Origin of the sequence: Crocosphaera chwakensis CCY0110, from assembly GCF_000169335.1 — a bacterium.
In the GTDB taxonomy this organism is placed as follows: domain Bacteria; phylum Cyanobacteriota; class Cyanobacteriia; order Cyanobacteriales; family Microcystaceae; genus Crocosphaera; species Crocosphaera chwakensis.
In genome coordinates this window covers 1-9,732 of sequence record NZ_AAXW01000108.1, presented here as the reverse complement: position 1 = coordinate 9,732, position 9,732 = coordinate 1, and the positions used below count along the sequence as shown (strand labels likewise).

General features: G+C 36.7%; 7 protein-coding genes. All 7 read left to right on the top strand.

What is annotated here, in order from left to right; translation table 11 throughout:
• The first annotated feature begins 659 nt into the window (after nucleotides 1–659).
• Nucleotides 660–914 carry a hypothetical protein gene (locus CY0110_RS26965; protein WP_008278831.1) on the top strand — a complete coding sequence of 85 codons (255 nt, stop codon included), beginning with the start codon at nucleotides 660–662 and terminating at the stop codon, nucleotides 912–914.
• 115 nt (nucleotides 915–1,029) lie between these two features.
• Entirely contained in the window at nucleotides 1,030–1,401 is a 372-nt protein-coding gene (locus CY0110_RS26960; protein ID WP_008278830.1) for a single-stranded DNA-binding protein, read from the top strand.
• A gap of 679 nt (nucleotides 1,402–2,080) precedes the next feature.
• Nucleotides 2,081–3,232, top strand: coding sequence for a relaxase/mobilization nuclease domain-containing protein (locus CY0110_RS26955; protein ID WP_008278829.1), 1,152 nt, complete (start codon nucleotides 2,081–2,083; stop codon nucleotides 3,230–3,232).
• A 307-nt stretch (nucleotides 3,233–3,539) separates the two neighbouring features.
• The gene (locus tag CY0110_RS26950) at nucleotides 3,540–5,354 is read left to right on the top strand and encodes a hypothetical protein (RefSeq protein ID WP_008278828.1); all 1,815 of its coding nucleotides are present in this window, start codon (nucleotides 3,540–3,542) and stop codon (nucleotides 5,352–5,354) included.
• Nucleotides 5,355–5,446: 92 nt separating this feature from the next.
• Nucleotides 5,447–6,067, top strand: a complete 621-nt coding sequence (locus CY0110_RS26945) for a hypothetical protein (protein WP_008278827.1) — start codon at nucleotides 5,447–5,449, stop codon at nucleotides 6,065–6,067.
• A gap of 55 nt (nucleotides 6,068–6,122) precedes the next feature.
• Entirely contained in the window at nucleotides 6,123–9,287 is a 3,165-nt protein-coding gene (locus CY0110_RS26940; RefSeq protein WP_008278826.1) for a hypothetical protein, read from the top strand.
• Nucleotides 9,288–9,321: 34 nt separating this feature from the next.
• Nucleotides 9,322–9,732 (top strand): hypothetical protein (locus CY0110_RS26935; protein WP_008278825.1); only part of this gene is annotated, 411 nt, incomplete at its 3' end.

Here is a 9,732-nt window from a genome sequence, read left to right as displayed (position 1 = left end):
GGCGTTACTAGCTACTTCTGCCTAATTAAAGCCATTTTTACTTTCAGACACTGATAGATTCAAAAAGGGACAAAAACCTTTCAGTCTGATTTACTTTAAGGAAATTTTTTGGGATTCACCTAACTGGTGTGGGGAACCAGTAAGAGAATTGTTAATAATGCTTTTCCTTGCGGATAGAGGGGGAGGCAAGGGAATGCAGATTACTAATAAATCGGATACTAGCAATTTATTTTCAACTTGTCAAGTTTCTCTCTACTTTTTTTGGCTACGCCAGATTTTTGAGTAGAAATATTATGGAGTTAAATATTATGCACCCAGAAAAGCGTAACTTATTTTGGCAAGTTTTTATCAGTTTAATTCTTATTTCGTTAATTTAGCTTGATGCAAGGAGATTCTTTCACAGAGTCTCTCTTTTTTTTGGCTACGCCACAGTTTTTACTGAATAACATTTGGATTAATATTATGGATTGGATTTTATCGATTGGCGTTTGGTTAATCAGCATAACCACACTTTTATCAGTTATTAGTTGACTTTAATCTTGCCAGATTAGTCTGGCTTTTTTTTCTTAATTCTAGACCGATCAATATTTTAAATATTAATAATCCTGACGGATTAGTTGAGAGTGAAGTTTATCTATTACTACTGGGGTTTAAATCTTATGAATCAATTTCCACAAATTATTTCTAAGTTTAATTTCACCTTAAATCAAGCTGGTCAATTTAGTGCGATCGCTGATGATACTCCTGAATTGAGGGATTGGTTAGGACAAGGTTCAATGGGGGAAACGACTCTCTATTGTTTGTTCGGGATTTATGAAGTTACTTGGGGAAAAATAGGTAAATATCCAGAATGTGAAGGACAAATCAACTTAACTTTTGCTCCCCAGATTTCAGTTGATTCTGAATCAGAATAACAAGTTTTTCTTGGCTTTTATAGATGGGTTTTATCCCGTCTTTTTTCTTTTTTTTAGTTGCTATCGCAACAATTTTTAGTGAAATCATCAATTTATAAATAGGAGAAAAATTAAGATGATTAACAATGTTACCATCAACGGAAATTGTGCTACTGAAGTTAAGTTAAACGATAAGAAAAACAAAGCTTCAGTATTACTCGCCTACGACGAATCATTTACATTCAACGGCGAGCGTGTTGAGCGCAGTTCGTTTCTATGGGTTGAGTGTTACGGTAAGCTGGCTGAGAATTTAAGCCAGTACAAGTCCAAAGGCGATCCTATCACCGTTCAAGGACGGTTAACCGGAGGGACTTACCAAGACAAAGAAGGTAATTGGCAAAATGGGTTGCGCGTCAAAGCCACCATTATCCAATTCCATCATCGTAAACAACAACTTGATTCTATTCAGGAAGAAGAATCAAATGAAGGTGATTCTATTCCTGAATAAACATCGCAAAAACTGGGTATATCCCAGTTTTTTTCTTTTTCAGTTGTCTAAAGTTCCTGTGAACGACAGATGAACGTTCTTTGAACTACCGATGAACCACACATGAACGTTTGGCTATTTTGTTGACTAATTACATTGATAATACAGAGATAAAAAAGACGAAAATTGTCAGTTTTTTTTTAAAAGTTCCGATGCAAATTCGTAGTGAAATTTCGATAAAAATTACTTAGTTAGGTTCGGGGGAACGACAGATGAACGTTCTTTGAACTACTGATGAACCACACATGAACGTTTATGGGGGTGTAAAGGCTAAATTTTGTAAATCAATAACAATATAGTTATTATCAATATTATATCAGTTTATCTAAAAATAAACAGAAATTTTCGAGAGGTGTGTACTACAAGAATTTTTTGAGAGTGGGCAAAAATTAGCAAGCTATGTCAAAATATTTTCTAGGCATGAAAAAATAGGCGATCGCTTATTTTTCCCTTCATTAATTTTCTTTTTGTGAAAAAGTTATGTACTTGTTGGAGCGATCGCCTATTTGTAGGGACATTAATGTTGGGATTAGGAAAAAGTTTTCGAGATTAGGTAATTAATTAATTAACCAGTACCATCTACTGATACTGGTCTGATACTGGTCAAAAGAGTGATAACAAACAATAGGTGTGAGTGACTATGCTTTCTAAAATTACGAAGGGTAGAGATTTTGGTGCGGTGTTAGATTATGTGTTTAGTAAACCGAAGACCAAGATATTGACTCAAAATTTACAAGGAACGACCAACAACGATCGCTTATCTGAATTCATTGAAGATTGGCAGAAACGGCCAAGGGTTAAAAGGCCAGTATTTCATGCCAGCTTGTCTGTGGAGATAGGTCAACGGTTAAATAAAACCCAATGGAAGAAAGTGATTCGGGCTTATTTGAAGGAAATGGGGTTTGCTAATTGTCAATATGTAGCGGTACGGCACAGCGATCAACCCCATGATCATGTTCATATTGTGGCTAATCGTGTGACCCGTGATGGGCAATTGGTGAGTGATTCGTGGGATTATTTAAAAAGTCAGGCTGTGGTACGACGCTTAGAACAAAAATTTAACCACTACGGAATCAAACCAGTTAACAGTTCTCATCAAGTTCTTGAATCCCCTTGTACTATTGACGAAATTGAAGCTCAAGTCGATGGTTATAAATTTGAACTGCAAAAATTAATTAAAAATACTGCTCATAATTCTGCTAATTTTGCTGAATTTAAAGATAAATTAGGAAATCAAGGGGTTAACATCTCTTTTAACCAGAACCGTAAAGGGATTATGTATCACTTCTACGGAAAGCGGTTTGTTGGGTCTACTTTAGGCAAAGCTTTTACTGAATATGGTTTGAAACGATATTTAATTAATCGATCGCCTCAACAACTTCAACAATATCAACCTCCTACTTGGGCGATCGCTCCGTCTCGTTGGTTAACTCATGACCAAGCTAAAAGCTTGTACAAAAGCTATTTTCGACAATCTGAAAAATTATCAGATGTGGCCAAACAAGCTAAACTTGATGGCTGGAATTGGGAGGCTATTCGCTTCATCCTTACCCAATCCCAACGGTATAAATATCTCAAGGAGAAAGCAGGACGAAGATTGGCTTTGAAATACCTCAATACTGTTATCGCTTACGGCACACAATCAAGAGGTATTAGCCCCAATATCGAATATGAAATTCAATACACCCATCATCATCTTAAAAATCTTAATATTGCCGTTCCTTTGCTTCTTAAAACTCAAAATTCGGTTAAAACTCAAAACATCTCTGTTGGTAATCAGCTAGTTCTCTAATTCTCTACTTTTCGAGATATCGGAAACATCTGAGATTAAATAAAACAGTAGAAAAAATTGCCAATTTTTCTTTATATTTTCTTTATCTTTTTAACTGTTATTTGGGAATCAGAGGAAAAGAAATAAGCGTAATCAAAAGAAAAGTCTAATAATGAAGAGTCTAAAAGATTCTGAATAAGCTCTTAGTTAAATATAACTAAATATAATTCAGAGAAATTAATTTCATTATTTATGTTCATTAGAAAGCTAAAAAATGACCCTTTATCTTTTGTGAGGGGGAAGATAGTTTTCTATGAGGTAAGCACCTATGACTACCATCGACAAACAACAATGTTTATTGAAGGCTTTGCAAGCCAGCCAAATTTTAAAAAGGCGATCGCTTGCAGATTGGCCTGAGGTGGTAGATATGGTGTCAACTCAGATGGGAATGCCGATGAAAGTTGAATATGTTCAAAACGACAAACAGGAGGTAATTGCCATTAATTATTTGGTGCCAACACATAAAAATAAGTTGGAGGAATCGCCCCTAGAAAAAGGGATTAAGTATTTGGCTAATCATCAAGCTTGGCTAAGTGATGAAGATCATTCGTGGGGAATGAATTATCATAACCAGCTAAGCCAAGAAAGGTGTCTTACTTCTTATGAAGCTCAAGATATTTTCTCAAAATTAGTTAAATATCAAAAAATATTAGAACTTGGGGGGATTAAGTTACCTGCTTCTTATTCTGAGTTGGCACATTATTACGATAGTTCTCAAAAATCGATGCAAGTGTTTGAAGGTTCTTTATTGGGATCTCCTTTTGGAGATCCTAGAGAACTTAAAGCTGCCCTAGCACAAAAACCACAACCTAATCAAGTTAGTAAAGATTTACTACTTTTGGGAGAAATGGGTATAAAGATTGGTCAGAGTTTTCAGAATCGTAATCGGGAATTAGATGGCTTAGATGTTCTGTCTGCTACAGCTAGTCTTACTGGTGCGAGTTTGATGTTATTAGCATTACTCAACGAACATTTAGTTAAAGCTGAGGCACAGAACTATGACCCTGATAATTTACTTAAAGGGTTTTCTGAACAATTACATGATTTGGCTAGTCAATTTGATGCCCTCGACGCTCAAGCTCGACCTATTCTAGAAGCCAGGCAAAATCAAGGTTTTTCTTCTGATTTAACCCCAGGAGATAATACCCTTGAGATTATTTTACAGAAGCCCCCAGTTTGTTTAGAGTATCCTCGTTTAGAATTTACAGGGGATTTAAGAAAAGATTTGGCTTTTTTAGCTCAAAATATCCGTTCAAGACAATCTTTACTCATTCAAGCTTTAGATTCAGATAGAATGCCCATGCCTTTGACCGTATCAGGCACTAATGAATCTTTAAAAGAGGCGATCGCTTTTCTAACTAAAGCTAACCATGAGTTACAAGATTTGGTCAAAGAGAGATTAGAGCAAGAACAACCGATTAAAACCCTAGAGGGAGCTATTAGAGCTTCGGCTTTATTTGAACAAGCTAAGGAGTTTTTCTGTGCTAAAGAAATAACCGAACAACGATTATTTAACCCTCATCTCGAATATGAATTAACAGCGAATAATTTAGGCTTAAAAATAGTCTGGAATGCTGATAATTTTCAAGTCTTCTCGGATTCTGACGATGTAGTTTGTCATATTCAGCGTAAAGCTCAGGAGTTTGTTGTGATTACGGAACCCTCTCCTGAATTAGCAACAGTTTTAAGCCATTTACCAACATCAGAGCAAACTATCCGTCAATTTGTTGGTCAATCTAGCTTATTGACTCTGTTGCAAAATATTGCTCCTGATTATTATGACAAACAACTTAAGTTTCAAATTCCTGTCGGTAATTCCTATCAACGGTTTTGTACTTTTGAATTTCATCGTGACAGAATTACTGCTCATAACCCACAAGGGCATTTAATTTGGGATTCTCGTGGCGAAGAGGTGATGATTAATCAATTTTCTGTTAATCATCTCGAAAAATTAGTTCAGTTTCTCTCTCGTCCTTTTTCTAGTGTTTCTACTTCCGAATCTTTTTCTCAATCTTTCCAAAAGTCTAATCAGACGATGGAGCCAACGATGGAGCCAACGATGGAGCCAAGCGGATTCTCGTAAGAGCGCAGACAATCTGTAATCTGTAATTTGCCTTCATTTAACTATCATCATTAACTAATTTTCAAGTCCATTCGTGTTGGAGTGAACAAACAATGAATTTAACCACTGTTAATAATAATTCCCAAAAATCCTTTTTTAGTCAGTTTAAAGCCTTGGACTGGTTCTGTTTTAGTGCCGGTATTGGTTCAGTCGTCTATTATCTCTATACTGTTCCACTGTTTGTTCTACTAGCCATTTGTGTCTTTGGTAGTTTATATCCTTTTCTTGGTATTCCTTTTGTTCAGTCGTCTCAAGGGGCAACCATTAGAAGTGTCAAACTTAAATTAGGTAATTTTAGGCTAACGATTAAGCTTTGGCATTTATTAGCACTAGCTTTAGCAATTATGATGGTGTTTTTCATCGCAACTCCATCCCATGCTTTCTTTTTAACCACAGCCCAGACCAAGATTGAAAATACTATTTGTGCTGCTACTTCAGGTACCACTGGTACTGGTGGTACTGGTGGTACTGGTACTTGTACCGCAAGTGCCTTAGTAACAGTTATTTTCGATGTGGTTCGTATTGTTGTTGTTTTTGCGGTCATTGGTGGAGTTGTAGCAATTGTTGTTCAAGGACAACAACAGCAAGACGTTCGTCCGGCAGTTATGTTTGTTGGGGTCGTTTTTGGAACCGTTCTAACTGTTGAAGCCATGAGTCGGTGGCTTTTAGGATAGTTTTCCCTCTTCAACCTTTTACTACACGACTTTTTTTTCAAGTTTTCATCTACTCATGTCTTACTCTGAGTCTAACGTTGAACGTACTGCTGATACGCCAGCACCAGGTATTCCTACTTATGGCAGAAAACCGGCTCTTTTCTTTCTGCCTTTTCTTCCCTCAGACCAAGTGCAACCGATTTTATATATTGCTTTAGCTAGTTTTGTTGTGGGGGGAGGCTTCGGTTTACCTTTGCAATATTGTGCTTTAGTTATGGTCTGGTTTTGCGTCATTTGGGTTGCTTTGACTGGATTTAGGCCATGGTTATTTACTAATCGATTTGTTCGATTACCAGGAGCCGGATATCTCTATCAGCCTTATAAATTCTTTAGCCTCGATGATAGCGAAGTTTTACTCAAAAAAACCTTGTCCAAACGTAAAAAAATGATCACTGTTAAGAATCAATTGGGCAAACTCAAAGCTTTCCGTCAATTTCAAGCTGATTGTGACCTTCATGGCATCATGGAAATTCAGTTAAAAGAGACTGTTTTTTCAGTTTTTCTACTCTGTGATGCTAAAGGACATTGGTTTGCCTCTATTCCTTTTGACTTTGGAGGAATTCATGCTGAACTCTATGATGAATCAGTGGTTAGCACCGTTGATGCCATTACTACCTTTGCTGATTATTTAATTCCTGGGGAACGAATTACTTTTTATGGAGGTAAACGTACTCAAGCCCGAAGACGCAATCAATATTTATCTCAACTCCGACAAAAAAGCCGTTCTCGACTGCCCATTAATGCTTTGTTAACTGAAGCCGAAAGACAACGGATGCTTCAACTGACTCAAAAAGGTTTACGTCAGGAATGGGAGCAAAAAATTTTTTGTACTTGGCATCAATCTCGTGCTTCAACTCGCCAATTTGATTGGTTGGGAAATATTATTAATGGAGTCGCTCAAGTTTGGCAAGGGTTTAGTCGCACCTTTACTGGAACCAAAGATTATTATCAACGGCTTACTTATGCTCGTTTAGCTGAGGATATCAGTAAAACTGGTTTTATTCCCTCAATGATGCTTTTGAAACATCGAGGGAATTTAGATGTTTCTCCTCTCTTGGGAGTGTCTGCTTGGGAATGGCTATGGTATCGTTTTAATCCTGCTAATTCTCTTCCCCCTCCCATTCCTCAATTAATTAAAGTTACTGAAAATGAGTTAGGTCAGTTTGAAACTGAGGTTATTCGTCATTCTCAGAATGATATTCTCTCTGTTTTATTAGCTGGTAGTTATGGCAAAAGTGGTTCTAGTTTACCAGTGGTTCACGACAAACGAGATTCCCTTTTTTTCAATGGCAATTATATTGCAGCCATGTCTCTTGATGGGGGCATTAAACAAGAGGGTAAACCTAGATCCTACGGAACCCTTAGAACCCAACTCCGCTATATGTTTGACCATCTCTGCGCTCCTGGTGTTCGTGATACTGAATTTTGGGTTGAGCTTGAACCAGCTAATAAAACTCAAGTTCGAGATGATTTGAGTAACACCACTAAGCAATCTAGTGCTTCTAACAAATACGCTGCCCAAAAAGGCGAAGTGGTTAATGTCGAAGCTACTTTGCAACAATCAGAATCTCTTGAAGCCCAAAAGCTTTTAGCTAAAGGTCGTCAACCTATTTCTGTTGGTTTTAGTGCTTTAGTTTACCGTAAAAATCTTTCTGAATTAGATCGTGCTTGTCAACAATTAGCTCACCATTTTGGTTCCGTTAAACTCATTCGAGAAGAACAAGTTTGCTGGAAACGTTGGTTAGAAACTTTACCGATTACTACTGCAAGAATACTCACCAGTACCTGTGAAGGGGTTTTAACCTTCGATCCTCGCTTAGTTTTTCCTTCTTCTGAAATTCCTGGTTTGTTACCCATTACCCTTCCTCAACCCCTAGAAAAATCTCCTACTGGTATCGAGTTTCTTTGTCATTCTCAACCCATTTATGTTGATGTTAGCCGAAACGTTTACAACGTTCTAATTTGCGGGAAAAAAGGTAGTGGTAAATCTTCTATGACTTTCCCTTTTATTCGCCATGCTCTTAATTATGGCCCTGTTTTGGGTATGGATATGAGTTTAGGGGGCGATAGTACCTTTAAACTTATTTGTGATTTATATGGCGATAGGGCTGCTTATTATGATTTGACCACTACTCGTAATAATGCTCTGCTTTATCCTGATTTACGAGCTTTACCTCCATCTGAAAAAGAAAAACGCTTTGGTTTCTGGAAAATTGATACTATCGAGTTTTTGGTGGCTTTAACTTTGGGAACTCTCAACGATCCCTTTCTTGAGCAGCGTGTTAGGAATTTAATTCAAAAAGCTTTTGATGCTTTTTTGGCTGATCCTTCTATTCAGCGTCGTTATGAGTTAGCTATTGCCTCTGGTCATGGTACTAATGCTTGGTTGAATCAGCCTACCCTCAGAGATTTTATTCCTTATTGTACTGTTGAACGACTTGGCCTGTTTGATGCTAGTGACCTTGATAAGCGATCGCTTAATCAAATTCGTACCATGTGTGAGGCCAAACTCAATGATCCCAATATTGGCAAAGTCATTGGTTATCCCACTGAAGTTTCAACTGATGCTGATTTAGTCTTTTTCTCTTTGGCTGGTTTAAACGATCCGACTAATGCTTTGATTATGGCTTTGATTGCCCAGAAACTTTGCTTTACTTTGGGATTATCTCATGATCGTAGTTTATTGGCCATTGACGAATGCTCCACTATTTTACGAACTTCTCCTGCTTTTGCTCGTTTGATTGGTCAACGATTTGCCGTTGGTCGTAAATTTGGTCAAGGTTCTATGTTGATTGGACAGGATCTTGATTCTGTCTTGAGAACTGAAACCGCTTCACAAATTTTAGACAATCTTGATATTACTTTGATTGGCTTAATTAATGCTCAAGCTGCTCAAACTTATCATTCCAAATTAAACATTCCTAAACGCTTAATTAATCAAAATACTTCTTCTAAATATCGACTTTGGAAAGAAGAAATGATTAGCCATTGGTTACTTGGTTATAACCAAATGTTTTGGCAAGTTGATTATGCTTCTAGTCTTCTTGAATTAGCAACTTTGGCTAATCAACCTGATGAAAAGAAACTTAAACAACAATATTTATCTTCTAGTCCTACCCCTTCTGAAGTGATTGATTTTTGTCAAGTTTACGCTGATAAATTTCTTAAACAAGTTTCTTAGTTTTTTGATTTTTCTTAGTATTTTTGAGGTTTTTATGTTGAAAAAAATTCTTTTGACTTCTTTTACTGTTTTTCCTTTAGGGTTTTTCTCTTTTTCAGTTCAGGCTGCTACTTTACCTGGAGGCATTCAATCTCCTACTTTACCTACTTCTACTTTACCTGGAGGCATTCAACTAGATTTAAGTCATTTATTTATTAACAATGTGACTGATTTGTTTAATGAATTTAGTGATAATTTTCCGATTTCTATGACCCTTAATCCTGGGGCATTAGGCTTACCTAATCCTAATACTTACATTGAACAATTAGCCAATCCCATTAATCAACTTAATTTGGAGACTGTTTTTTCAAGTCTTGGGGGAAATCAATCTTTAAGTGGTATTTTGCAAACTATCGATTTCACTGAAGATTCATTCTTATTAGATGTAGCTATTGATGGGCAAACT

Coding starts and splice junctions, on each gene's coding strand:
- CY0110_RS26950 (WP_008278828.1), top strand. CDS start 3,540: ATGACTACCATCGACAAACAACAATGTTTATTGAAGGCTTTGCAAGCC.
- CY0110_RS26945 (WP_008278827.1), top strand. CDS start 5,447: ATGAATTTAACCACTGTTAATAATAATTCCCAAAAATCCTTTTTTAGT.
- CY0110_RS26960 (WP_008278830.1), top strand. CDS start 1,030: ATGATTAACAATGTTACCATCAACGGAAATTGTGCTACTGAAGTTAAG.
- CY0110_RS26955 (WP_008278829.1), top strand. CDS start 2,081: ATGCTTTCTAAAATTACGAAGGGTAGAGATTTTGGTGCGGTGTTAGAT.
- CY0110_RS26965 (WP_008278831.1), top strand. CDS start 660: ATGAATCAATTTCCACAAATTATTTCTAAGTTTAATTTCACCTTAAAT.
- CY0110_RS26940 (WP_008278826.1), top strand. CDS start 6,123: ATGTCTTACTCTGAGTCTAACGTTGAACGTACTGCTGATACGCCAGCA.